Raw genomic sequence first — 25323 nt, forward strand, 5'->3', positions numbered from 1 at the left:
CAGAAAGGATTGGTTTTATGTCAAATATTGTACTTTTAATTCCAAACAATGTGCAAAAAGAGGTGATGACCTTCTATGCAAGCAATTTTGTGGAACGAAAAGCACCAGGTGTCATCTTCGCCGCAAAATTATCCGATACATCGATTACACTCTATAAATCTGGCAAACTAATGTTTCAAGGAGGCGGTGCAGAACGCGAAGCGACACGCTGGGGACATGAGAAAAGTACCACGGTCACTACAGGCGTTGCCGCAAAAATCGGCGCCAAAGGAGATGCTTTACCAGACGGCTTTGCTACAATGTCCGTTCTTGGCTCAGATGAAACTGGTACTGGTGACTACTTTGGTCCAGTCACGGTGGCAGCCGTCTATGTACCCGCTTCAAAAATCGAACTAATACATGAACTAGGTGTAAAAGACTCAAAAATGCTAACAGACGACTACATGCGCCGCATCGCCCCTGATTTACGCGCAGCCTGTGTTCACAGTGTGTTAGTGCTACGCAACGAAAAATACAATAAAATCCAAGCAAAAGGCTACTCCCAAGGCAAGATCAAAGCAATGATGCATAACAAAGCATTGGGTCATGTACTGACAAAAATGGCACCAGAAAAACCTGACCACATTTTGATTGACCAGTTTGCAGAGCGCGGGGTGTACTACAATTATCTTAAAAATGAGCGGGAAGTTGTGCGTGAAGATGTACTCTTTTCAACCAAAGCAGAGCAATTACATGTGGCCGTTGCGACAGCTTCGATTTTAGCACGTGCTTCATTTTTAAAAGAGATGGACCGATTAAGTGAAGAAGCAGACATGGAGCTATTGAAAGGTGCCTCTGGCAAGGTAGATCTAATGGCTGCTCGCATTTGGAAGCAACAAGGAGAAGAAAAGCTGCGTGCTATGACAAAATGGCATTTTGCGAATACAGAGAAGGCTCGGAAATTGATGAAGTGAAGAAGGATTGCGGGGTGGGTGCGAGGTTGAGCGACCTTCACCCAAACTTGAGCGATCTAGACATGAGGTTGAGCGACTTTCACCCAAACTTGAGCGACCTAGACATGAGGTTGAGCGACTTCAAACCTAACTTGAGCGACCTAGACATGAAGTTGAGCGACTCTCACCCAAACCTGAGCCATTATTACACTATGTTGAGCATCTCGCCTCCCCTGCGCAATCTTATTTCAATATTTGATAAATCGTATTACTTGTAACACCTTGTTTCCTAACACAGGTAGACTGCAGCATTCGTTTCACATGATGGCGATTAGAGAGACATAAAAATTGTTGGGCATCCTTGTTAGTAATTTGATTGCTGATTAACAGGCTATAATCGTGCAATGCTTGTACATGTGCCTTTACATCTTGTTGTTGGCACTGGAGACAAATCCATTTAAATTGTTCTCGCTGCATCTTGTCACATTGGCAATTTGGACAAATTACGCCCTGCTTTATATATTTCGGGTCAATTTTGTAATAGTGACATAAGGGAAATGGCGAAAAAGGCTGATGGTGATGGAGAAGTAGCTGAATAATTTCGCGACTTTCAACTGGTGAATTATTGGAATTTCTTTGACGTAGATAATTCGCTAGTTCGCGTAGTACGAGAATCGGATATTGGCCATCTTCATAGTCAATACTCGCGTTGTTAAAGGGAAAAATGACGATACCTTCGACATTTAGCTTTACATGATGGCGGTTAAAAAATTCGGACAAGTTGTATACATATTCCTCTAGTTGAATCTCTGGTTGATTGAAGATACCCCTATCCCCATTATCAAGGACTCGTACCATTTGACGCGGTTTCATTTTCAGTTGAATATGTCCTCGGATATTTTTACTCTCAACAATTATTACTTCTGACGGCGTAATGATAACAACGTCGAGTTGCATGGGCATAGGTTTTTGAATCGCCACATTGTGTAGTACTTTCAGGTCAAGCCAATGTGATAGCTTTTCTAGTTGCCTAACGATAAATTGCTCTCCGTGATCACCTGCCTCAGATTGCTGGAGCTCTCGCAAAATTTTCGCATAAAGTGGATGGCTTGGCATTAATCTTCTCGCTAATTCACGCAGGCCTTGTGTCATCGGTGACTCTTCAAATGGCTTCACAATCATTGAAACCCCTCCGTTTTTCACTCGACTATAACAAGGAATTCCGCCCGTGCCTACACACATCTAGAAACTATTTTTTTCGATAAAGAAACCACTACTAAATATTAATTTCCGTAATTTTTTGTGGATAACTAAAAAAGGAGGCCATATAGTCGCCTCCCTTTAAAAGCATTATTTATTCAAAATCCGTGCAAAGATCCCTTTTTCAACGGGTTTTTCCTCAACAGTTTGTTCACGTTGCTCAGCTTGCAGGCGATTAAGGACATTCATAATTGCGTTATTTTGCTTTTCGACACGGTCGAGCTGTTGCTGGTGCATAGCACTTGGTTCGTTCGCTTTTTCAAGTAAGTGCTGCATCATCGTGCCTAGCTCTTGCTTTAATGTATTATTTTGCGCCATTAATAGCTCGTTTTGTTGACGCTGCGTTTGAATAAGCTCGAGTAACTGTGCATTTTGTTGCTCAATTCCATACACATGACCAGCAAGCAGCTCCATTGACTGGCATAAATCATCGTACTTCGCTACCTCTAGCGCTTGCTGTGGTGCTACACTATCTAACTTAAAACCTGGCGCTACCACAACCTGTGCGGCATCTTTTAGCCTCATGCCACGCTCTTTATTTAATGTGATTAATGCCTTGAAAATAGCAATGTCTTTATCGGTAAATTGACGATAATTGCGGTGATCACGTGCTACTACGTGGCCGCACTCATATAAAATTGCGACATAATTATTAACAGAGGCTTTGCTAACCCCGACTAATGCGGCAAAATCTGCCGTTGTGTATTTACTACTATTCATACTTCTACGGTGCTCCTTCAACGTTGCTTATGTATTTGTACAATTATAGCATTTTTATATGAAAAAAGGTTGCCCTACATAGTGTAGAGCAACCTTTTTACTAAAAATTATTAACGCACTTCTGTGCCTTCAATTGTAGCGATGGCTTTTAGTACTTTATTGTGTGCTGCGACAACTTCTTCGTCCGTTAATGTACGTTCTGGATCGAAGTATGTTAATGAGAAGGCTACTGATTTTTTGCCTGCCTCCATTTTATCGCCTTCGTACACGTCGAAAATACGGACGTCTTTTAATAATTTTACTTTTGCTGTGCGAATCGCTGATACGACTTCGCCCGCCGCTGTTGCACGATCAAGGACAAGTGCGATATCACGAGACATAGCTGGGAAACGTGGTACTGGTGTATAACCTAGTGGTGCTTCGTTTGATGATGCTGCTAATAAAGCCACTAAATTCATTTCCATCACGTACGTATCTTTGACGCCCCATGCTTTTTCTTCTGCTGGGTGTAGACCGCCGATAATACCTACTTGTTCGCCGTCTAGTAAAATACTTGCTGTACGACCTGGGTGTAAGCCATCTACTTCTGCTTTGACGAATGAAATACGCTCGCCTAGGCCAAGTTTATTAACAACACCCTCTACTACGCCTTTTAAGACGAAGAAATCTACTGCTTTTTTCTCACCTTGCCAAGCATGGTCTAACCATTTACCAGTTAACACAGCAGCTACATGTTCTTCCTCATAAGGTAACTCTTCTGATGTTTTACCTAAGAATACAGAACCAACCTCATATAGAGCAACTGAATCTGCACGACGTGCTACGTTATAAGCTGCCGCTTCGATTAAATGCGGAATTAAGCTTTGGCGTAGTGTAGAACGCTCTTCACTCATCGGCATTAATAAACGTGTAACAGGCTCAGCTTTCAGTGCAAAACGTTGAGATAGTGCTTCTGACGTTAATGAATATGTGACTGCTTGATAAAGCCCAGCACTTTCCATGAAATTACGCACAACACGGCGTTTTTCTTGGTAAGGCGTTAAGCGACCAACTTGCGCGCCTTCTGGTAAAGTCATCGGGATTTCATCGTAGCCATAAAGACGAGCGATTTCTTCCACGATATCTTCTTCGATTTTAATATCCTGACGACGTGTTGGTGCATCAACGATTAACAGTCCATTCGCTGCTTCTACATCGAATTTTAGACGCTCTAAAATAGTTAACATTTCTTCTAAAGAAATTTTCATACCTAGACGTTCATTGATGAAGTCAGGCGATACAACAACACGTGCAGGTGTTTTATCTAATTCATCTACGATACAAGTGCCTTCTAGCACTTCACCGCCAGCTAGTTCAGCAAGTAATGCAGCTGCACGTTCAGCTGCTGGTAAAACACGGTTTGGATCAACGCCTTTTTCAAAACGAGCTGAGGCATCAGAACGAAGACCTAGTTCACGTGAAGTTTGGCGTACTGTTAAACCATCAAAGTAAGCAGATTCAATGACTACAGTCGTTGTCGTTTCTGTTACTTCAGAATTCGCACCACCCATAATACCTGCGATTGCTACCGGCTCTTTACCATTTGTAATGACTAAATCAGACGCTTTTAATGTGCGTTCTTGGTCATCTAAAGTCGTGATTGTTTCGCCTTCTGTTGCTTTGCGAACAACAATCTCGCCTGTTGCCAGACTATCGTAGTCGAATGCGTGAAGCGGTTGACCGTACTCCATTAAAATGTAGTTCGTTACGTCTACTACATTATTGTGTGGACGCACGCCAGCTGCCATTAAGCGGTGTTGTAACCACATTGGTGATTCAGCAACTTTCACGTTCTTCACAACTTTTGCTACGTACATAGGATTCGCTTGTAAATCTTCCACGCGAAGTTTTAATACGTCTTCCGCTTTTTCAGAAGATGTTTTATAAGAAATTTCTGGGTACTTTACTTCCTCAGAAAGAATTGCTCCAACCTCGTATGCTACACCTAGCATAGAAAGTGCATCAGAGCGGTTTGGCGTTAAGCCTAGCTCTAACACTGTGTCGCGTAAGCCTAAAAGTGCAAGTGCATCAGAACCTGGCTCTGCATCTGCAGGTAATACGTAAATACCTTCTGCATAAGCTTTCGGTACAAGCTTGCCTTCAATACCTAACTCTTGTAATGAACAAATCATCCCGTTTGACTCATGTCCACGTAGTTTTGCTTTTTTAATTTTGATGCCACCTGGTAAATGTGCGCCTGGACGAGCAACGATTACTTTTTGGCCAGCATCGACGTTTGGTGCACCACAAATAATTTGTTGTGGCTCATCTTCCCCAACGTCCACTTGGCAAATATTTAATTTATCCGCTTCAGGGTGTTTTTCTTTCGATACAACATGACCGACTACAACTTTATCCATACCACTTGCACGGTCGATTACTGCGTCTACTTCAATCCCAGAGCGCGTAATTTTTTCAGCTAAAACTTCAGGTGCTAATTCCTGAGTACCTACATAATCTTTTAACCATTCTAATGAAACTAACATGTAATTTTCTCCTCCTAGCCTTCCGTACGCTCGAATTGTGATAAGAAACGCGTGTCATTTGTATAGAAATGACGAATATCATCCACGCCGTATTTCAACATTGCAATACGCTCTGCACCCATACCGAACGCAAAACCAGAAACTTTCTTCGGATCATAACCTGACATTTCTAGTACTCTTGGATGCACCATACCCGCACCTAAAATTTCAATCCAGCCAGTACCTTTACAGATGTTACAACCTGAGCCACCACACTTGAAACAAGAAATATCCATTTCAACAGAAGGCTCTGTGAACGGGAAGAAACTTGGACGCAAACGAATTTCACGGTCTTCACCGAACATTTTTTTCGCAAACATACCTAAAGTACCTTTCAAATCACTCATGCGAATATTTTCGCCGATTACAAGACCTTCAATTTGCATAAATTGGTGTGAGTGCGTTGCGTCATCATTGTCGCGACGGAAAACTTTCCCTGGGCAAATGATTCGAATTGATTCACCTTTTTTCGCTTCCATCGTACGCGCTTGAACTGGAGATGTTTGTGTACGTAATAATATTTCCTCGGAAATATAGAATGAATCTTGCATATCACGCGCAGGATGACCTTTTGGTAAATTTAGTGCCTCGAAGTTATAGTAGTCTTTTTCTACTTCTGGACCTTCTGCTATCTCGTAGCCCATCCCGATGAATAAGTCTTCAATTTCTTCAATAACACGTGTTAATGGGTGACTGTTACCAACTTTAATAGCACGACCCGGTAATGTTACATCGATTGCTTCAGTTGCTAATTTTTCAGCAATTGCAGCCTCTTCAAGAATAGCCACTTTAGCTTCTAGCTGAGCAGTCACGTTTTCACGTACAGTGTTCACTAAAGCCCCCATTTTCGGGCGCTCCTCAGCCGATAATTTACCCATACCTTTTAATAAGTCCGTAATTGGCCCTTTTTTCCCTAAATACGCCACACGTACATCATTTAATTCTTTTAAATTCGCCGCTTCTTCAATCTTCGCTAAAGCTTCTTGCTCCAACTGCTTTAATTGTTCTTCCATGTGTAAAACCTCCTTGAATCATCTCGATAAAAACAAAAAACCCCGCCCCTAAGAAAGGGACGAGGACATAATTCGCGGTACCACCCTAGTTATTGCACAACAAATACGCGTGCAATCACTTCATTGACATAACGACTAAGATTAAAGCCGGCTATCCTTTACAGCTAAAACGCTGGTCCCGGTAGCTGCTCGCGGGCTGAATTCAAAACTGCATTGGCACGGCGTCGGCTTTCAATCTACGGCCTGCGCTCCCTGTCGTCCATTCACAATCTTTACTACTTCCCGGTCAAAGCATTTATTATAAATTATTTACATTCAAATGTGATTATACAATAATATGGTACTGCAATTCAAGAAGAATAGCGTACTCATAAACATCTATCGACGATTCCACATTACTTTTTCAACTTTGCCATCTCATCTGCAACAAACTGAACATTCGTACCAACAATAACTTGAATACTATGTGGCCCTATAATATTAATGCCAAACACACCGGTATCTTTAATCTGCTTCTGATTTACTCTCCCCATCTCCTTGACTTCAATACGTAAACGCGTCGCACAATAATCAATAGATACGACATTAGCAAAGCCACCTAAACCTTCGTAAATATCAGCCGCTAACTTCGCGAAAGATTTATCTGATGAAATTGCTATGAATTCCTCCTCATCATCTTCACGACCAAGTGTTTTTAGATCAAATTTCACAATTAAGAATCTAAATACAAAATAGTAAATCACAGCAAACACTAATCCTTGCAACACCAACATGAGTGGCATATTGGCAAGTGGCAATTGCATGCTTAAGATATAATCAACAAACCCTGCACTAAAGCTAAACCCTGCAGTCCATTGGAAGGAAGCCGCGATAAATAAAGAAAGACCCGTTAACGCCGCATGCACCACATAAAGCATAGGTGCTAAGAACATAAATGAAAATTCAAGTGGTTCAGTAACACCTGTAAAGAATGATGCAAAGCCTGCTGCAAGCACTAAAGATGCCACTTGCTTTTTCCGTTTAGTTTTCGCTGTATGATACATTGCAAGACCTGCAGCTGGTAAGCCAAACATCATGACTGGAAAGAAACCAGCTTGATACATGCCCGTTACCCCTTTAACACCAGAGCCATCCCAGAGCTTCCCGATATCATCAATACCTATTGTGTCAAACCAGAATACAGAATTTAATGCATGATGTAAGCCCGTAGGAATTAATAGACGGTTAAAGAAACCATACAAACCAGCGCCTGCAGCACCTAAAGCACTAATACTTTCACCGAATGATACCAATGCACCAAATACAATTGGCCAAATATAAAATAACAGTGCGGAAACAAAAATCATCACGATAGATGACATAATTGGCACAAGTCGCTTGCCACTAAAGAACGCCAAGAAATCAGGAAGCTTGACTTGACTAAAGCGATTATACATCGCTGCTGCTATCAACCCTGAAAGAATACCTATAAATGCATTATCAATCTTATCAAACGCAGCATCCACACTCTCCACATCCACACCTTGCAAAAGCGCAACCGTGTCCGTTGACAGCATTGTCGTCACAACTAAAAAAGCCACCAAACCACTAATCGCCGCTGATCCGTCCTTATTCTTCGCCATCCCAAAAGAAACCCCTACCGCGAACAAAATCGGAATATGATCAATTATCGACGCCCCCGCCTTGATTAAAAACGCCGCTAAGACACTACCCGAACCCCAGCCAGTAGGAGAAGGGTCAATCCAATATCCAATCCCCATCAAAATAGCAGCTGCAGGCAACACAGCAACCGGTAACATTAAAGAGCGACCAAGTCTTTGTAGATACTTCTTCATTCGAAACGATCCCCTTTTCATAGTTAATGAGGTACAGTTTTAAAAATGGTCCATCACCATAACTAGGAGTTGATTTCCGTTACGCCAGCGTGCTTTCCTAGGGGCGTCCGATAAGCCGCTTCACTGGTTGCTGACGCTTCGCTTCCGCGACAAAACACAGTTTCGCTACGCTCGCTCCAGGGTCTTATCTGTGACGCTGATTCCCAAGGAGTCACACTGGCTCCACTCCAATCAACAAACGCTTTATTTAATATGTCGCCCCCACCTTTTGGTGAAGAACCAAAAAACATAAAAGATGACAGCATGTTCCTTTCTTTGATGACTGAGTGAATGCCCCCTTCTCTTATTTCGGATAGACAGTCATTAACAATGTTTCACCCATAATACCTTCCTTTGACCCTTCGTATTGTATTTGTCGAGCTGCGCTATTTGTGATGACAATTGGTGTAATGATACTCTTCGCATTTGCCTCTATAAAATCCCAATCTACTGCGACTATTAGTTGCCCAACAGAAACGATATCCCCCTCTTTTACTAAGACGGTAAAACCTTTCCCTTTTAGTGAAACCGTTTCCAAACCAATGTGAATAAGAAGTTCTGTGCCATCCTTTGAACGGAGGCCAATTGCATGCTTCGTTTGGGCCACATGCATGACCGTTCCATTAATCGGTGCATGTATATGCCCCTTTGTCGGCATAATCGCTAGTCCCTCACCTAACATTTTGTCGCTAAAAATGGGATCGGGTACTTGCTCAAGCGACAAAATCTCACCATCCACAGGTGCATAAATGGACAACTTCCGTTTACCGAAAAATTTTGACAGCATCCGCTCGACCTCCTTTGAATGGTTCATGTAGATGGAATCTAAAAATGTATACTCCACTATATTGTTTTGTCGGATGATGCAGAACTGAAGAAAGCATTACAGATATAAAATAATCCAAAGCAAACAATTTATTCATAATTGCTGCTCATTCTCAGAAATTCAGCTATGATTAATTTATAAATATAATTCAGGGTGATTTATTAATAAAAAAAATGTACATGTAGTCGGTGCAATAATTGAAAATAAAAAGAAAGAGATCCTTTGCACGCTAAGAAGTCCCGAAATGATATTAGCAAACTATTGGGAATTTCCTGGTGGCAAAATCGAAGCTGCGGAAACACCTGAACAAGCGTTAACACGAGAAATTACAGAGGAATTCAATTGCTCCATTAAGGTTGGGGAAAAATTTGAAGATACTCCTTACGAGTATGAAAAGATTATCGTACGCTTAGAAACTTATAAAGTTTAACAGGTGAACTTATCGCTTTAGAACACCCTGAAACAAAAAGAGTTCCTCTCGAACAACTCCTTCAACTAAACTTAGCTCCTGCCGATATTCCAGCAATTGAAATAATTCTGAACGAACATAAGGCCTAAAAATCGAATGAAATCTTCTATCAACCCTGCTTTAAAATTTGTAACTATGTTTAATAACAAGCATATTGATTACCCAAATTCAGTCAGTCACTTCCTGAAATAGTGGGCGATGAAATACCAAAGTTTCATGGGCATATATTCAAAACAGAAAAAAAAGACTGTGATTTCCCACAGTCCTAATATCAAATATTCAGTTCTATTTGCTCCGATGTAATACGTTCATTCGTATCAATTTCAACAATCGCTTGTCCCATTTTCTGAATTAAATCAACCACTAATGCGTTACCCATGCAAAAATAGCGCATACGGTCTGGCATTGTATTTGTCCAATTATCAGGGAAACCATTTAAACGCTCACACTCAACAGGTGTCAAATAACGTTTACGCCCGTTTACTTCCACAATATGTGTACTACGGTTAATAGAACCTTCACTCGTCAACATTGTACGCCCTGGACCGTTAATATCATCAGTTGGCGACATACCACCTTCTGAAAATATATATTTATGTCCTTCAGCGGAGGTACGCTCAATTTTCTTAGGCCCACGTAAATAAGCAAATTTCTCTGTTGCTGCTTCACTCAAATAGTAGGACTCATCCACAGTAGCTTCATCCATCAAAATATCTTTTAATGGAATGAAATCTTCATGAGTTGCTTGTGTTTGCGTAGTAAATACTTGATCACCAATCATCAGTCCTGCTGTATGAAAAGCAAAGGAAAATGACTCTGAAATCTCCACTAAATCATTAGGCAATTCAACCGTCCCAATACGATTTTTATACGGCTCGTTTAAAACAGGAAATGTCTTAGCAAAAAAACCTTCTTTAAACACAACATGATCCATTGAAAAGACACTTTGCGCCTGTGCATAATCTAGGTTATTTTTATAAGCAAAAATAAACACACGACGACGCTTTTGTGCAGCCCCATATTCAGCAGCATTCACAACACGCCATTCCACAATGTAATTCAAATCACGAAACGTTGCTAACATTACTGCAAAATCACGACCACGTTGCTTTGAAGGTGATTTTAACAATCGATCCACATTTTCAAGTAATACATACTTTGGGTGCGAGTTCTCAAGCACACGCTTAATCTCCCAAAACAATACACCCTTCTTGCCTTCAAGTCCTTTTTCTCCAGATAGCGAACGGGCTACCGAATAATCTTGACATGGAAAGCCACCGACTAACATATCTATCTCAAGCTCTTGAAACACCTTATCGGGTACAGTTGTAATATCCTCATTACTATGAATTCCTTCATCAAAATTACTTGTATAACATTCAAACGCATGTTGTACTTTGCGAGACGGCTCCCATTGGTTAGCCCACACTGTTTTAAAAATATCAGCGTTCGCTTTTTCTAAACCTAACCTAAATCCGCCGACACCCGCAAACAACTCGACTACATTCAGAGTATTTGACATAAGCGAACATCCTTTCTCTTCTTAATTACATTATAATAAAAATCTAAGAAAAGATCAACTATTTTATTTCAAATCATATATTAACCGACAATTTCAAAAACCTTGAATTTATTGCACCTAATAAATTCAAGGTTTTTATTTTATTCATTATAAATATATTTAATTAAACTTAATTCGGCCATTCATCTGTTACAGAAGTCTATTTACCTTAAATAAAAACTCTTTCAAACCACTTTTTTAATCTAATTACTTCATTTGGAATATCAACTGCTACAACAAATGCTTCTATCCATAACGTAATCACTCAAACTTTACTCTTGATTTATTCAATCGAAATATCTCATAGCTTAGTGAATAACCCCATCATTTGGTTTACCCCTTCTAACTTTAATCATTCACCTCTTATTTTTTTGAGAACTCCGATAACTTTAATGTCCCAAAATACTAATTTTTATTCAAGTAAATTACTGGTTTAAACAGCTAAACCAATACTACTCATCCAAATCACTTACTATTTCCGCAATATAACTAGCATTTAGCCAATAGCATTGCTTTGTAATACTTTGCCCATCAGGAAGCTGTACTGTATCACTACCGTCCGCCCCTTTTGGCCGTACATGAACAACACCATTAAAATTTGATTTAGGAAAGTTATTTTCCATTCCCTTTTTAGTTTGAGTAACAATTACCCCTTCTGCTAATACCCTGCGAATTTCAGTCCAGTAATCGAACAGCTCCCGCTCAATTGTTTGCGCAGGCATATGCCATAGCTTAATACCTTTGAAACGTAATGCTCCTTCACTATCAAACTGAAAGACCACAAATAATATTTGTGTTTCCGCAAAGTAATTTCTAATATAGCTTTCTTCCCATTCTTCATGAGCGATTTCTTCAAAATCAATATTTTTAAAGGACATACTTTCTTTAGGTTTCCCATTTGGTTGTAAGCGTACTGTTTTAAATTGAATATTCGCCTTTGCAAACTCAGCAATTTTATCTAATTTTGTTCCTTTAACTCCTAATAATGCGCTAATTAAATTTGGAACTGCCGAACGATTTTTAGGATTAACCTGAATATTTAGCTTTCCTGCAGTTTCCTCCATAGTCATTCCTATAAAAGGAGAAAACCGTTCATTTAATAATTGTTTAATTGATTTTTCCTGAAGTTCTTGAAGGGTAGAAAAATTGACTAACTTCTCCTTTGAAATATATTGTCTTATAAGTGCTGTCATATATGATTGCTTCAAAGAAAAGGCCCGTTGCATTGCTAGTTCTTTAGAATAAGGCTGAACTCGTAATGAATTTTTATTAGCTCCCTTAGTACATGCACCTAAATATTGTGTGTCTCCTTCTGATAACTCATGTGCTAAACCCGAATTGATTTTCTCTTGAATCAACTCCCAATCAGATTTAATAACAGCTAAGTCTTCTTCTGGATACTCAAAAAGGATTGTCTCGATAATTCTATAATCACCACGATTTAATTCCTTTTTCCATTCATAAAACATTAATAATAATTTCTGATTTTTCTTCCAAAAGCTTGAGTCGTAAAAACCCTTTTCCGCTTCTGTCATATAATTAATGATGTTTAGAACTAATCTCTCTTTTGCCGACAAACTTTTATCTTTATTTTGCTTAAAAGGTGTCACCTTTAACTCTATACCTAAATTCGCAAAATCTGCCTCTGCATTACTATTCACTTCATATCCAAAAAAGCTTTCTTCAATAATTTGCCCGAGAGCACCTCTAGAACGTTTACTATCTAAACGGCCGTGCTGGTCAATCTCTCGAAATGTCTTTCCACGGGCCCCGTTCGCTTTATATAAAAGTGCCTGTTCTGTTTCATAAATCATTACCGCAGCCTCCTTAAATTCTTATTTCCATAAAATAATATTTACCATATTTATATTATAATATAAAATATTGGTTTATCGATGCTGAACAAGACAACTTTTTAAAGTATCCTATTTAATATTCAAGTGGACTTAGGTATCCAAGTTTTCCTTGTATTTTGAAATGGTTAAACCAATGAATATAATCATCTAATTCCAATTTTAATTGTTCTAAACTTTCAAAGTATCTTCCTTTTACAATATCCGCCTTAATAACTTTGATATACTATAATTAAATATTGTTGTTCGTTATATTAGAGGAGTGGATTGATTTGAGTTGTGTCTATAATACTAAGGAGAAAGTACATAAAAGAGCATTAGAAGTGGTTGGAAAGACTCTTGGAGAAATTGATGTAAAGAGCACTAAGAATGTGAAAAATAAATCTTATCCAGGCAATGTAATAGAGCAAGTTTGGTTTGAACACCCTGCAGATAATTACGCCGAACCCGATTTTCCAGAAGCTGGTGTAGAATTAAAAGTTACCCCCATAGATAAACAAGTAAAAAATGTTAAAAGGAGAAAAGTCACAAAGTTTATTGCTGGGGAGAGACTTGTTTTAAATAAAATTAATTATCAAAATGAATATGGTAAATCATTTGAACAAAGCTCCTTTTGGCATAAGAATAAGCTAATTGAATTAATTCAATATTATAGACGTGATGTTTCGCATAAGAAAAAAATTTCTAGCGGAGAAATGTTTGAAGATAGGACAAAATTCCGAGTATTATATGCGAATCTACTTTCAATGACAGAGTTAAAAGATTTTGGCTTGCCTAAAGATACTGTAATAGAAATTCCTGAGAAAGATTTAGAAATCATCAAACAGGACTGGAAAAAAATATCTGAATATATTAACTCTGATAAAGCCGAACAATTATCTGAGGGGCTCACAAATTATCTAGGAGCATGTACAAAGTCAACAACTGGTGATGAATTTACAAAACAGAAGAATACAGATGTTCCTGCAAAGCCTAGAGCATATTCATTTAAAGCAAAATTCATTAATGAACTCATAAATAATCATATTATTGGACAAGACCATACCGAAGCAATTAATAGTATTGTGAAAGATGTTAGAGAGTTAGAAAAGAAAACTCTTGAGGAAATTATTGTATCCCGCTTTACTCCCTATTACGGTTTGAAACAAAGTGATTTGATTCAAAAACTTGGTATCCAAGTAGGCAAAAGTCAGTCGCAAAAAAATATTAATAACATGATAATCCGTGGAATTCTTAATTTGCCAACCTCTACAGATGAGGTCACTTCAGAAGAAATCGAAAAAGCAGAAATTAGTTTAAAAACGGTTACTTTAAGGATGGGACAACCAAAAGAGCATTTCAAATTCATGGGGATCCCTTCATTTTCTGAACTGGTTAACGAATATTGGGAGGAATCAAGAGTTTATGATTTCTTAGAAAGGAAAAAATTTTTACTACTAGTCTTTAACGATTTTAATAAACAGAAAAAAGATAGCAATTCGTATGAATCAAACCCTGAGCATATTATTTTTGTAGGAGCTAAATTTTGGAATATGTCAATTCCTGATATAGAAGGGCCAGTAAAAAGGGTATGGAAAATAGAGGTTGAAAAACTAAAAAATGGTGTTGAACTAACTTTTACCAAAAATAAAAATAATGAAACCAGAATACATAATAATTTCATTAAACCATCTCTTAATGATATTTTACATCTTCGTCCCGATGCCCAAGTAGCTCTATACAGATCAAAATACTATAAAGACACAGTAGTTAAAGGGGTTCCTAAAAAGAAATTAATGAATAATTCTAGGAAATTACCTCATCCAGCAAAATGGATAAATCGACCAGAGAGTGAAAGGGAAAATTTTACGGATGATTATATGACGAAACAAGCTTGGTGGTTAAGTAAAGAATATATTTATGAACAAATTAAAGATTTGTTGTAGAATAATGCATTAATCTAATAAAAAAGCTTACCAAAATGGTAAGCTTTTTTTATCTACCTTTAATTTATCGACTTTTATGATAAATAATACTCATACTAGGGATTATTATTTTTCAGAGCATCCTATATTATTTTAGGTATAGCTACTCAGCACCAATAAACCTCATTTACTTATGATACGGTTCAACGTAACTAGTCTATATACGATTTTTAGTACCGCTAATCTCTATGCCATTTGCACCTATTAGAACAAACAGCTTAGCTATTTTATACTAATAGCGGCTGTTCCCTAAAATTAATATGTACGTACCATTGGTGGTATATAATTTGTAATATATTGTTCGATTTCGATGAATGAGTTGGAAAACAGCATTGCTTTTTTATCTGCTTCAGTTAAAAAACCGTTTGTTACCATATCATCATAAAAATCTTTTAATTTATCGTAGTAGCCACCTACATTGAATAAAATACATGGATTTTGATGTTGTCCAATTCTTGCCCATGAAATTACCTCAGAGATTTCTTCTAGAGTTCCAGGTCCCCCAGGCAGTGCAATATAGCAGTTCCCTAATTCAATCATCTTGTTTTTACGTTCAGACATGGAATGAACAACTTCTAAACGAGTTAAATTAGGATGACTTAGCTCTCGGTCAACTAAAAATGTTGGAATAATGCCGATTACTTTACCGTTATGTAATAAAACTTCATCTGCAATCACACCCATTAGTCCAGCCTTTCCTCCGCCATATACTAAAGTATGACCATTTTCGGCAATCCATTTTCCAAGTGATTTTGCTGCCTCTTCGTATAAATCCTTGTTACCTAGACTTGCACCACAATAAACTGAAATATTCAAATTTCATTCCTCCTTTATGCTATCATTATAGAAGTATAAGGAGTGATTTTCATTGAATATTTTTGAATACCAAAAATGGATAACAGAATTTTATAAAAAACGAGGTTGGTATGACTTAAACCCCTTTATTCGTGTAAATTTTTTAACGGAAGAGGTTGGTGAAGTTTCAAAAGCAATTCGAACAATTGAAATTGGGCGTGATCGTCCAGACGAAGAAACTCTACCAAAAGAAGACCAAATTGAGAATTTAAAAGAAGAACTAGGCGATGTTCTTGATAATTTATTTATTTTAGCTGATAAGTACGAAATTGATTTAACTGAAATTATGTTAAGCCATAAAGATAAACTAACAAAACGATATCAATAATAATGCATGTAACCTTTATAAAGTCCCTACATAAAAGTTTCAAACTAACAAAACTACCTAAATCGTTGTCATCTCAACGTTCAAGGATGTAAGCATTATCCAGATCAGATTGTGTAGTCGACGAGAAATAATTTGAATTTTCGTGGGTGATAATATGAAAATTTCAATAGAAGAAATTAGCAAAGAAATGAAGGAAGAAATCATCATAAGGTGTCATGAAGTGGATGACGAAATATACGAACTCGTAAATAAGCTGAAAACTGAAAACCTCATAATACTCGGACATCAAAATGATGAAGTTCACCGTATTAAGCTTAGTAATATCTATTATTTCGAGGCAGTTGACGGAAAGGTTTTTATTTACTGCAAGAATAACGTTTTTGAGGTAAAACAAAAGCTTTATGAGCTTGAGGAATTATTGCAGGGAAAGAACTGTTTTCGTGCATCAAAATCAACAATATTGAACATAGCCAAAATTTCTTCTATTAATCCGTCCATAAGTGGCCGATTTGAAGCAATGCTTGATAATGGGGAACGTGCTGTTGTATCAAGGCAGTATGTGCCTGTCCTTAAAAATATGCTTGGATTATAGAAGGAGGGGAAAATATGTGGGTTATCGCAATTGTACAAAAGATTGTTAAAGATTTTTTGACTATCTTCGCATCCATCATAATTATTATTACTATTTTGCGACAAATATATAATCCAAATATGGACTTTGATTTGAATTCAATTTATATTATTATGGCTTTTTCACTTTCAAGTGCCTTAATTGGACTTATTTTGTATTTTCCTAATGATATAAGTGAGAAGAAAATGCGTATAAGAATGGCCATTCACTTTTTTACTTTAGAGATTCTATTGATTATCCTTGGAAGCATTTTCGGTATTGTGAATCGTGCATTAGATGGCATCATTTTGGCACTGCAAATTGCCGTAATCTATCTCATAGTTCGTTTGTTGTCATGGCAAAAGGATAAAAAAGAGGCACAAAAAATCAACGAAAAACTAAAAGCATTTAAGAAAGAAGAATTTGAGTAGTCCATAAAATCATAAAGCAGCAGTTGTCTGCTAGCAGATTATTATGCGGTAAGCTAAAAAGCTTACCGCTTTTTTGCATCTTATTCGATCGTAGATACAACTTACCGTTTTTCTATATACATCCTTTCAGCCATTTTTTATGATCAGTGCATAAGAAATTTTTAAAAAAGGAAGGGGTAACTACTATGGGAACTTTATTATTATTGATCGCTTTGGCTTTTGAGATTGTATTTTCAATCTACTGCATAGTAACGAAGCAATACTATAAAAAAATGAAGAATTGGATTAGGATTGCTTTATTCTTAGCATTTGTCATTCTCACACTTTCATCGGTGATTGTGTGGAGTTTCCGCTGGGGTATGCTCGCCATACTGCTTTTCATTTTAGCAGTTAAGGGAACTGTATCTCTTGCCCGTAACAAAACAAGTACAAAAAAATATAAAACTTCTAAAATTGTGTGGAAAACCATTATCATGATATCGGTTTTCGTAATTGCAATTGCACCAGCAATTGTATTTCCGCAGCATAAATCACCAAAAGTGACAGGTAAATATGAAGTCTCAACCGCTACTTACACATATATTGACAAAAAACGAATAGAGGAGTTTACCGACAAGGGAGACAACAGATTTGTTAATGTGGGATTTTGGTATCCTAAAAAGGCAGATGAAAAACACCCTCTATTGGTGTTCTCACATGGAGCATATGGTATTAAGGCAAGTAATACCTCTACCTATAAGGAGCTTGCAAGCCACGGTTATGTAGTCGTTTCAATCGATCATCCATATCACTCCTTTTATACTGCATCAGAGGATGGAACGAAGGCTTTAATTAATTCAGATACTTATCTTGAATTCAGCAATTCCAATAAAAAAGGTATTTACACGAAGGGAGAAGTCTATGGACTCATTCAAAAATGGATGAAATTGAGAAGAGACGATATTAATTTTGTCATTGATACGGTAGTTGAGAAAGCCAAAAGAGACGATAGCACCGTTTATCAACATATCAATACTGAGGAAATAGGTGTGTTCGGTCACTCCATGGGCGGAGCTGCAAGTGTTTGGGTAGGTAAAGAACGTAATGATATAGATGCAGTTGTAAATATTGACGCCCCCTTCTTTAGTGAGCTTGTTTATAATAGTGAAATGAATGATTTTGTAGCGCGTGACGAAGATTTTACGATCCCTCTTCTTAACATCTATTCTGACGATGTTTGGGAACAACTCGAAAGCAACTCTACTTACGTAGCAAACAAACTCAATAATGAGCACTTCAAAGATGCATATACTACTCATTTTAAAGGGGCAAAACATTTAAGCTTGACCGATTTACCACTTTTCTCTCCTATACTTGCAAATATACTGCAAGGCGGGAAGGCCGACATTGATCAATATTACTGTATTGAAAAGGAAAATGAACTCATTCTTGAATTTTTTGACTATACGTTAAAAGACAAAGGCCATTTCACTCCCGAAGAAACATATTGATGTTTATCTAGTAGCTATAAAAGACATATATATTAAGTTCAAGAAAGATTTATTGAATAAAATGTTTAGATGCTCTTCGTTTTTTTCGATTGTTCTTCAAAGGAAAAAGTAATTAAATATAAATTCGATTTAAGGCTGCAATATACAAATATAAATTGTATATAGTTAGCCTTTTTATTTTATCTAGATAATTATTATTAATTAAACGATGGAATTCTCATGTTAATAAAACCTCATTCAGTTCTCCAGTAAAAAATCCTAAAACCCATTATATATTAACCTTTTAATATCCAATTCTTAAATAAAAGGATTTTCACATAAGATTCCAAGTAACATTACTTCTCGCTTATTTCCCTCAATCATCCTCTTAAAGCAACTCAATCACCATAGCACCACCCGCAAAAGTTAAGTATTTATTTACTTCGAAGGCATGCTCGCGTATAATGATTGCACTAAAAATTACACTGTCGGATGGGAAATTACTAAAAAAAGACAACATAACACATAGAGAAATCGATAAAAATTGCACAAACTAGATGAATGTATCATTTCGTTTATCTAGAGCATGGTACAGAGCCTATATTTAAATAAGGGAAAAGGCTGCAATTGGTTCATATTTGGGGAGTTGTTCTAAATTTGTTTTATATAATACAACTTCACCCGCTTGAAATGATAAAGGATTTTCACGGAAAGGATTATACTTTGCTAATAACTCTAACTTAAATTCTTCAAGACCTGTCCAATTTCGCGCCAATGTAATATGCGGATGGTATGGTCGATTTTCCAATGTAAAGCCAGCTTCTAGGCATTTTTCATGAACGATTCTTTGTAGTTGGAATAATTTATTTTCCTGATGGACGGCAGCCCATAATATTCGTGGGGATTTATTATTTCCAAAAACATTTAAACCTTGAATCTGCAACGGAAAAGCTTTCTCATCCTTAATGGCATTCCTCACTAATTCGATAACAGGTTGCAACTGTTGTTGATGCACTGACCCAAGAAAAGCAAGGGTAATATGATAATCCTTCATATGGACCCAACGCTTAAACTGAAGAATTTGTTTAACACTTGTCATCTCATCCTGAATATTTCGCTTTATGAAATCTGGTAATCGGACAGCCCAAAAATAATGATTATTCATTTAAATCCCCTCTGTTATTTTTATAATAGGATTTGTACAAATCCAAATAAAATACCGTCGATTAATTATTTTATTCAATCGTACGTTACAATGGATCCCCCAATCTTTTAATTGCAATAAACCATACATAACACTTTCTCTAAAATTACTATCTCAAAAAATCAAAAGACTAATGAGAGACTTGAGCGATTTTTTCATCTTTAGAACGGATGTATATGCAATAATACGGAAATTAAAGAATGAGTGTTGCTCCCCAAATAGATAAACACAATCTTTTCAGACCACATAATATCACCCACTCACATACCTGCCACTTCCATCGATTTTCCCAATTTTATATATTACATTTCATACTTTACAACTATCCATAATTATCCATACATTCAAAATGTTAACTGAATATTATGTTACAATACATAAGGGTGGTAGAACACAGGTAACACGGTATCCCCCTCTGGTTGTAGGTAAATTAATGGCGCAGTTTTAAATTTTGTAGAGCTTAGAGGGGAGATTTCTCATGGTTGTCTCGCAGTATACTGAAAATCCGATGCAGGTAACTTTTAGCGGGTACCTCAGTGTAGTAAGAAACATATCTTTTACTTACGGTGCTAATCTTTCGTCAATGAAACGATGCCTAGCTAAGTAATAGTTGGCGTATTTTGTAACGATACCTCGAAAGGGAGAAAAGAAAGTCTTAATTCGTAGATGAAATACAAATACGTTTTGGATAAGAAATATCCCTTCTGTACATATCGTTTTTCTGCAGGGAAACAACCATTTTTTCACAGTGTTTTTTATCGGTCCCCGATTCGAAATGGTGGAGTTAATACGTCCATATATTACAACCACACTGATTATATAATTCCAACGATGACGTACTACAAGAATGTATACTTTTTCATTGGCAATTCCATTTTTGGCGGCCGCTTCACCTCGCTTACCCTGTTTTCGAATCAACACTCGCCTCCTCTTTTCGGAATAATAGTTTCATCTACTTAAAGGTAGCGAAGTCTGTTCCAAAACTGGGCTTTAAGAATATCACCCAGAGTCAGTACTCGGCAACAATTTGATCAAACTAAAAATAAGGCAAAGTCCCCACCTAGCCACTCACTCTTATTTATTTTTATGACGACAACAAGTGTTCGTAAGAAAAAATACCTTTAACTGTGCACCCAAAAAACATGGAGAGGAACGTGATGATTTGAATACTTTTCTGTATATTATAGGAGCTATAGCAACGATTGTGATTTTACTAATCGTGGGTTTGATTTCAGCAAGCAAACGAACTGAGAAACAGAATAAAAAAACGCGATTAGCAATGGAGATGGCTAATCCTTTACCAAAAGAGAAACAGCATTTACTTGCCTACGGTGCCAACCTCTCTCTTTATCGGTCTGAGTCACCGCAGATACTGGCGGTGAAGGTAGATAAGGAAACTTTGAGAGAAGGACTATCTTCAGCTTGGGATGTTAGAAATCGGGAGGAGGCTATACAAGTCCTGGAATGGCTGCTTATTGAAGGGCATCGTCCGGATTATGATCAGCTTCTTATGGCGTTGAAAGCTGGCCAGTTCTTTACAGAGGAAGAAATAGGGAAATCGCAGGAATGCTATGAATCAGCCCAAGTTGCGCTGATGAAGAAGCTTTCCTTTACTAAATCCGATTTTGACCGAGTGAACACCATTGCTGCATGGGATTTAGACCGCGCTGTAAATATTGCAAGATGGAGCTACATACTTGGTTATATATCCGAAGAAGAGGCATGGGGCTATATAGAAAGAGCTGCAGATGCTGCCAGCAATGTCTTTCAATCTTGGAAGGACTATTTTATTTCATTTGCCTTTGGCCGAGCACTTGCTTACGAGGGTGACATTTACGACATCCTTTGGAACGGAAAAGAATTGCTAGGTGAAAAGGACTCGGTTTGGAATGAATTTAACATTAAACAACCTAAACTAGAAGCCAATAATTTAGCATAGGACAATGTCTAAAAGATTGTGTGTGTTGACTGTCATTATTAGTTTTAGAATAAAGTTTGATCATTTAGTTTAGCACCTTTGTTGATTTTTCAAATTCTATCAATAAATAAAAAGAGATTCCTCTTGTACAATGTAAGTTACTAGACAAACATTGACGGAACGAGGAATCTCTCATGAAAAAGAATACCTCGTCCCATTCTTCACACTCCCATAGCGAGCAAAGCAAAAATAATACCCATTTATACAAATCAGCTTCTTACGTTAAGCTCACAGCATTATTTATGGCGTTTTAAAAAAGCAAAGAGCATTCTCTAACTCGACTTAGCTCATTTTCCAAAATTGAAATACTTATATATTTTTTAATTGCAGCCAGATTTTGTCGCACGTCTAATTCTCTAGCGTAAGCGTGTTTTTCTATACCTGAAGAACCTTGAAAATTCTAACAGCATATCTATCACTTTTATTAGTTATACCTATTCAAAAAAAGAATAGGATACTCATATATCCTATTCCTTTGCTACATTATTCATTTTGAAATTTCGGTAGATAAATCATCGCCTTAAATAAATCGCCATCTACTTGCACTAAGAACTTTCCATGCTGGAGGTGTATAAGGCTTTCAGCAATCGACAACCCTAATCCACTACCTTGACTTGTTCGAGATTCATCTCCGCGTTTAAAGCGTTCCATTAGCTCATCGACTGAAATATTTAATTCATATGCTGAAATGTTTTTAAATGTCACGAGTATTTCATTGCCTAAATCTTCAACATTAATATATACCCTTGATGCAGGCTGTGCGTATTTAAAAATATTCGAGAATAGGTTTTCGACGGAGCGCCATAGGAGTTTACCATCAGCCTGAACATACACCTTTTCTGTTGGGTAGGCTAACTTAAAATCTAATGCCGACGCTTCAATTTTTTCACCCATTTCTCCTATCCCTTGCGTTAGTAATGATACGATATCAATCCGTTCTAACTGAACAGGCATACTGCCACTTGACGCTTTCGCTGCTTCAAATAAATCATCTGTTAAAAACTTGAGTCTTTTCGATTTTTGATCTAACACGTCTATATATTCAGCAATTAGTTCAGGGTCTTTTTCTATTTTTAATAAATCGACATACGTAATGATTGACGTTAAAGGCGTTCTGATATCATGCGAAACATTCGTAATGAGCTCTGTTTTTAAACGCTCGCTCTTGATCTCACTATCCACCGACTCTTTTAACCCATCAGTAATACTGTTAATGTTCGCTGCAAGTTGGCTAAACTCGCCTTTTCCGTCTACTTCAATTCGATGATGAAGATCGCCATTCTTAATTTGCTCTACGCCCTCTTTAATGCGGTTAAACGACTTCACCTTTTTCATCGCAAACCAGGCAGCTAGACCTATGGTAATCGGGAACACGAAAAACGTTGCCGCAACTACGATTGGATAGCCAATGACAAGCAGTACGGTTTTCACACCTACACTGCCATTATCAAATACATTTTTCACCGCAAGACAAACCTTCTTGAGAATTTGATAGATGAGTGTATGCTGAAGCAATGATCTATTTTTGATATGCTTTACGAGCGATAAAATCATCAATAAGACAATGATAATAATAGGTACTGTGAGAAGCATGTACATTTCTTGCAACACTTCAACAATCATTGATATCCACAGCGCTGTTAAACTAACGACTATCACAATATTGAGATCATTATATAGTTTGTCAATGGCATGGAAATGAACTTCTTTATCTTTAAATGACGTTCTTCCAATAACAATGATTAAATAAACAAAAGATACAATAAACCCTGCTAGAAATACAATGAATTCATTAAGAAAACTTTTGGCAATCGCTTTGTTATTTTCCCATTCCTTCATTTTTTGTTCTAAGTAAGGTTTTTTAAACGCTACATAAAAGACGTCTGTTTGTGGATTCAACTCTTCAACATGGTGTGTAAAGTAATCCAAGTATCTGCTTTCTTTCACTTCATTTGGATAAAGCGTTTGTTGAAAATCCTCAAATAGCATATATGCACCAAATGATTCAAATTGCTCTTTCGTATTTAGTTCACTATTGGAGAATACATGTTCACCGTCACTCGCATAAAACACGATGCCTTCATATGCTTCTAGTGTGCTGCGTAACCGATGAAATTCTCTTACTTGTTCTCTCATGATTTCGTCTTTTTCACTATTTATTTCATCTGCATATTGTTCTTGATAGATGCGCTTATTTTCCTCTCTACTCAAATTCGGATTATAATTGTATGAATAACGGAAAATATCGTCTTCTGTTAATGTCTTGCCGCTTAAAATATGTTCTTCACTTTTGTAATTGCCGATTAATTGCGCCAAGGAGGAAATAAGGCTGTAACTTTCATCAGCGAATGCGCGGCTTTCAAAATAATTATCTTGATTTATACTACTTAGATGAACCTCATTCAATTCCATGTTGAAAATTGCCTTCGCTGTACCTGTTAAACAAACGACGGCAATCACAAACACAACTACTTTCGTAATGAGTGCATGACTAATATTTCTCAACTTTATACCCAACTCCCCATACAACTTTTAAATATTTCGGCTCTTTCGGATTAATTTCAATTTTTTCTCGAATCTTTCGAACATGAACCGAAACCGTATTTTCTGGATTAATGGCCTTTTCATTCCAGACCTTTTCATAAATCTCTTCAATTGTGAATACTCTCCCAGCATTTGCTGTGAGAAGCTTTAAAATTTTATACTGCACTGGTGTCAAATGAACCTCTTGTTTATCAATGGTAATGACTTTCTTTTCATCATCAATCATGAGCCCGCCCGTTTGCAATACATTGTTACTCACCTCAAGACTCCCAAATGTCGTATACCTTCTTAGCTGCGATTTCACTCGGGCCACAAGTTCTAATGGATTAAACGGCTTGGCCATATAATCATCTGCGCCGATATTTAATCCGAGTATTTTGTCATAATCCTCCGACTTAGCAGAAAGCATAATTAACGGAATCATACTATCTTGCCGAATCTTCATCGTCGCCGTAATTCCATCCATTTTTGGCATCATAATATCCATAATAATGAGGTGAATCACGTGATCTCGAATAAGATCGATTGCTTCCATACCATTGTAAGCTTTGAATACTTGATATCCCTCATTTTCTAAATAAATGCTAATCGCCCTTACAATTTCTTTATCATCATCACAAATCAAAATGTTCAACTACATTCACTCCTCCATCTCTTTCGGCTCATGTGATCACTCCTATAGGATTCGTATAAGGTTATAATACTAATTAAATCTTAACAAATTTACACACCAATTCTTAAGATTTTCTTAGTGTTTTCCTATGGGCATTAATTATGCCGAATAGACAATTCTGTTTTTCCTGATTCAGTTACACTTTGCCCCGAAGCAGCTCATCAGACGCCCCTGGAAAGTGCCCTGCCGGAACGG

At 37.2% G+C, this 25323-nt stretch carries 21 protein-coding genes, 1 pseudogene and 1 other annotated feature; of the genes and pseudogenes, 8 read left to right on the top strand and 14 right to left on the bottom strand.

Translation table 11 applies throughout. From position 1 onward, the window contains the following. Window positions 1-17 precede the first annotated feature (17 nt). Window positions 18-953: a ribonuclease HIII gene (gene rnhC, locus ACIQZG_RS01710; protein WP_402753422.1), complete on the top strand. Its 936-nt coding sequence runs from the start codon at window positions 18-20 to the stop codon at window positions 951-953. A gap of 222 nt (window positions 954-1175) precedes the next feature. On the opposite strand, the gene ACIQZG_RS01715 is transcribed toward rnhC, so the two are convergent. The 6 genes from ACIQZG_RS01715 to ACIQZG_RS01740 all read right to left on the bottom strand — a co-directional run bounded on the left by ACIQZG_RS01715 (window position 1176) and on the right by ACIQZG_RS01740 (window position 9150). Then, entirely contained in the window at window positions 1176-2114 is a 939-nt protein-coding gene (locus ACIQZG_RS01715; RefSeq protein ID WP_402753423.1) for a nuclease-related domain-containing protein, read from the bottom strand. A gap of 168 nt (window positions 2115-2282) precedes the next feature. Further along, complete coding sequence (locus tag ACIQZG_RS01720; protein WP_402753424.1) at window positions 2283-2912, bottom strand: MerR family transcriptional regulator; 630 nt, start codon at window positions 2910-2912, stop codon at window positions 2283-2285. A gap of 110 nt (window positions 2913-3022) precedes the next feature. Next, window positions 3023-5437 (bottom strand): phenylalanine--tRNA ligase subunit beta, encoded by a 2415-nt coding sequence (pheT, locus tag ACIQZG_RS01725; RefSeq protein ID WP_402753425.1) that lies wholly within the window; start codon window positions 5435-5437, stop codon window positions 3023-3025. Window positions 5438-5451: 14 nt separating this feature from the next. Next, window positions 5452-6489, bottom strand: coding sequence for a phenylalanine--tRNA ligase subunit alpha (gene pheS, locus ACIQZG_RS01730; protein ID WP_402753426.1), 1038 nt, complete (start codon window positions 6487-6489; stop codon window positions 5452-5454). Between the two features lie 52 nt (window positions 6490-6541). After that, window positions 6542-6788 (bottom strand) — a binding site (T-box leader). A 96-nt stretch (window positions 6789-6884) separates the two neighbouring features. Beyond that, window positions 6885-8324 carry an N-acetylglucosamine-specific PTS transporter subunit IIBC gene (gene nagE, locus ACIQZG_RS01735; protein ID WP_402753427.1) on the bottom strand — a complete coding sequence of 480 codons (1440 nt, stop codon included), beginning with the start codon at window positions 8322-8324 and terminating at the stop codon, window positions 6885-6887. Between the two features lie 343 nt (window positions 8325-8667). Beyond that, the gene (locus ACIQZG_RS01740) at window positions 8668-9150 is read right to left on the bottom strand and encodes a PTS sugar transporter subunit IIA (protein WP_402753428.1); all 483 of its coding nucleotides are present in this window, start codon (window positions 9148-9150) and stop codon (window positions 8668-8670) included. A 199-nt stretch (window positions 9151-9349) separates the two neighbouring features. Here ACIQZG_RS01740 and ACIQZG_RS01745 point away from each other — a divergent pair. Next, window positions 9350-9747: pseudogene (locus ACIQZG_RS01745) on the top strand ((deoxy)nucleoside triphosphate pyrophosphohydrolase). 182 nt (window positions 9748-9929) lie between these two features. On the opposite strand, the gene dcm reads toward ACIQZG_RS01745, so the two are convergent. The 3 genes from dcm to ACIQZG_RS01760 form a co-directional block, all read right to left on the bottom strand. Next, on the bottom strand, window positions 9930-11180 hold the full coding sequence (gene dcm, locus ACIQZG_RS01750) for a DNA (cytosine-5-)-methyltransferase (RefSeq protein ID WP_402753429.1): 1251 nt from the start codon (window positions 11178-11180) through the stop codon (window positions 9930-9932). A gap of 491 nt (window positions 11181-11671) precedes the next feature. Next, window positions 11672-13033, bottom strand: coding sequence for a Sau3AI family type II restriction endonuclease (locus ACIQZG_RS01755; RefSeq protein WP_402753430.1), 1362 nt, complete (start codon window positions 13031-13033; stop codon window positions 11672-11674). A 115-nt stretch (window positions 13034-13148) separates the two neighbouring features. Continuing rightward, on the bottom strand, window positions 13149-13295 hold the full coding sequence (locus ACIQZG_RS01760) for an IS3 family transposase (protein WP_402753596.1): 147 nt from the start codon (window positions 13293-13295) through the stop codon (window positions 13149-13151). 49 nt (window positions 13296-13344) lie between these two features. Here ACIQZG_RS01760 and ACIQZG_RS01765 point away from each other — a divergent pair, with 49 nt between their 5' ends. After that, window positions 13345-14997 (top strand): Sau3AI family type II restriction endonuclease, encoded by a 1653-nt coding sequence (locus ACIQZG_RS01765; protein ID WP_402753431.1) that lies wholly within the window; start codon window positions 13345-13347, stop codon window positions 14995-14997. A gap of 294 nt (window positions 14998-15291) precedes the next feature. On the opposite strand, the gene ACIQZG_RS01770 is transcribed toward ACIQZG_RS01765, so the two are convergent. Beyond that, window positions 15292-15852, bottom strand: a complete 561-nt coding sequence (locus ACIQZG_RS01770; RefSeq protein WP_402753432.1) for an LOG family protein — start codon at window positions 15850-15852, stop codon at window positions 15292-15294. A gap of 52 nt (window positions 15853-15904) precedes the next feature. Here ACIQZG_RS01770 and ACIQZG_RS01775 point away from each other — a divergent pair, with 52 nt between their 5' ends. From ACIQZG_RS01775 to ACIQZG_RS01790, 4 genes are all read left to right on the top strand, one after another. Beyond that, window positions 15905-16219 (top strand): MazG nucleotide pyrophosphohydrolase domain-containing protein, encoded by a 315-nt coding sequence (locus ACIQZG_RS01775; protein WP_402753433.1) that lies wholly within the window; start codon window positions 15905-15907, stop codon window positions 16217-16219. Window positions 16220-16361: 142 nt separating this feature from the next. After that, complete coding sequence (locus ACIQZG_RS01780) at window positions 16362-16811, top strand: LytTR family DNA-binding domain-containing protein (protein ID WP_402753434.1); 450 nt, start codon at window positions 16362-16364, stop codon at window positions 16809-16811. Between the two features lie 14 nt (window positions 16812-16825). Continuing rightward, a complete protein-coding gene (locus tag ACIQZG_RS01785; RefSeq protein ID WP_402753435.1) occupies window positions 16826-17260 on the top strand; it encodes a DUF3021 family protein in 435 nt (144 codons plus the stop codon). 185 nt (window positions 17261-17445) lie between these two features. Beyond that, window positions 17446-18750, top strand: a complete 1305-nt coding sequence (locus ACIQZG_RS01790) for an alpha/beta hydrolase family protein (RefSeq protein ID WP_402753436.1) — start codon at window positions 17446-17448, stop codon at window positions 18748-18750. Between the two features lie 583 nt (window positions 18751-19333). On the opposite strand, the gene thpR is transcribed toward ACIQZG_RS01790, so the two are convergent. Both thpR and ACIQZG_RS01800 read right to left on the bottom strand, forming a co-directional pair. Next, complete coding sequence (thpR, locus tag ACIQZG_RS01795) at window positions 19334-19894, bottom strand: RNA 2',3'-cyclic phosphodiesterase (protein ID WP_402753437.1); 561 nt, start codon at window positions 19892-19894, stop codon at window positions 19334-19336. 600 nt (window positions 19895-20494) lie between these two features. Beyond that, complete coding sequence (locus tag ACIQZG_RS01800) at window positions 20495-20851, bottom strand: hypothetical protein (protein ID WP_402753438.1); 357 nt, start codon at window positions 20849-20851, stop codon at window positions 20495-20497. A 181-nt stretch (window positions 20852-21032) separates the two neighbouring features. Between ACIQZG_RS01800 and ACIQZG_RS01805 the strand changes: the two genes are divergently transcribed. Then, complete coding sequence (locus ACIQZG_RS01805; protein ID WP_402753439.1) at window positions 21033-21872, top strand: DUF1266 domain-containing protein; 840 nt, start codon at window positions 21033-21035, stop codon at window positions 21870-21872. Window positions 21873-22394: 522 nt separating this feature from the next. Here ACIQZG_RS01805 and ACIQZG_RS01810 read toward each other — a convergent pair. After that, window positions 22395-24416, bottom strand: coding sequence for a HAMP domain-containing sensor histidine kinase (locus ACIQZG_RS01810; protein ID WP_402753440.1), 2022 nt, complete (start codon window positions 24414-24416; stop codon window positions 22395-22397). Continuing rightward, a complete protein-coding gene (locus ACIQZG_RS01815) occupies window positions 24403-25089 on the bottom strand; it encodes a response regulator transcription factor (RefSeq protein WP_402753441.1) in 687 nt (228 codons plus the stop codon). The genes ACIQZG_RS01810 and ACIQZG_RS01815 overlap by 14 nt, the downstream gene beginning before the upstream one ends. Window positions 25090-25323 lie beyond the last annotated feature (234 nt).

The organism is Lysinibacillus sp. NPDC096418 (genome assembly GCF_044762775.1).
Lineage (GTDB): Bacteria > Bacillota > Bacilli > Bacillales_A > Planococcaceae > Lysinibacillus.